This is a genomic window from Streptomyces sp. NPDC005820 (assembly GCF_040630255.1).
In the GTDB taxonomy this organism is placed as follows: Bacteria; Actinomycetota; Actinomycetes; order Streptomycetales; family Streptomycetaceae; genus Streptomyces.
This window is the reverse complement of the sequence record NZ_JBEXXE010000137.1, coordinates 1-1,071: the sequence shown is the minus strand read 5'-3', so window position 1 is coordinate 1,071 and position 1,071 is coordinate 1. Positions and strand designations below refer to the sequence as shown.

The window sequence follows — 1,071 nt, the reverse complement described above, 5'->3', positions numbered from 1 at the left end:
CATGAAGTTCGACATGGGTGCGCAGACGTTGTCGACGTTGCAGCGTGATTCGCGTGGGTCGAGTGATGATCTGGGTTCGTTGATCAAGCAGTTGGTGCAGGCGGCGACGCCGTTGGAGGGGAAGTTCAACGGTACGGGTCGTGCGATGTTCGATCAGTTCAAGGCGCGGGCGGATGAGATCGCGAATGATCTGAACGCGTCGTTGTCGGGGATTCTGGGTGGTCAGTCGGGGATGGACTCGGCGTTCAGCTCGGGTGATCAGGAGCAGGGTGACAACGCGCGGCAGCAGATGTCGGCGGCGAACTTCGATGCGGCGCGCTTCGGCGCCCGCTGAGTCTCAGCGCTCTGTTCGGTCGATCGGGTTCTTTCTTCTTTTCACGGGGAGTGGTTAGTGGTGGCTGGTGCGGGTTCGGATCGTCGGTCGTACGACACGGGTGCGTCGGCGGATGCGCAGGGGAACATCCAGGCGGTGGTGGCGCGGTTGGAGGAGGTCATCGGTCAGCGTGACCGTCAGGTGAAGGCGGCGATGGCGGACTTCACGGCTGATGGTGTGGCGGATGAGTATCACGGCAAGGAGCAGCGGTGGAATCGTGCGTCGACTGAGGTGCGGAACATCATCGGTCTGCTGAAGTCGACGTTGGAGCAGAACGACGGTACGGCGCAGTCGACGATCCAGCGGGCGAAGTCCGCGGTGGACAACATCGGCTGACGGGTCTTCGGGCGGGGAACGGGGGTTTGAGGGATGCCGGGCTGGGATCTGCAACCGCAGGGTATTTCGGGTGTGGTGAAGACGACGGGTGAGACGGCGTCGCACTTGCAGAAGCATGCGACGGCGTTCGGTGAGCATCTGACGTCGGCGGCGTCGAGTGCGGGGACGATTTCGGCGGATGCTCCGGCGGCGGGTGGGGAGCAGGCGCAGGGCGGCCTGGTGGCCCTTGCGCTGTCGCAGTATGCGGAGCGTGCGTCGAAGGACCTGTCGTTCGTGGCGGCGCGTGCCGGTAAGTCGCTCCAGGGCGTGGTGGACGCGACGACGGCGTACTTGAACGGTGATGAGCAGATGGCGTTGGAGGC

3 protein-coding genes are annotated in these 1,071 nt (G+C 64.1%); all 3 read left to right on the top strand.

Translation table 11 applies throughout. The annotated features are described in order from the left end of the window. The first annotated feature begins 1 nt into the window (after position 1). The gene (locus ABZ464_RS52100; protein WP_133911612.1) at positions 2–334 is read left to right on the top strand and encodes a hypothetical protein; all 333 of its coding nucleotides are present in this window, start codon (positions 2–4) and stop codon (positions 332–334) included. A gap of 60 nt (positions 335–394) precedes the next feature. After that, a complete protein-coding gene (locus tag ABZ464_RS52095; RefSeq protein ID WP_359290079.1) occupies positions 395–709 on the top strand; it encodes a pore-forming ESAT-6 family protein in 315 nt (104 codons plus the stop codon). A gap of 33 nt (positions 710–742) precedes the next feature. Then, the coding region (locus ABZ464_RS52090) for a DUF6507 family protein (RefSeq protein WP_359290077.1) at positions 743–1,071 on the top strand (329 nt) is incomplete at its 3' end.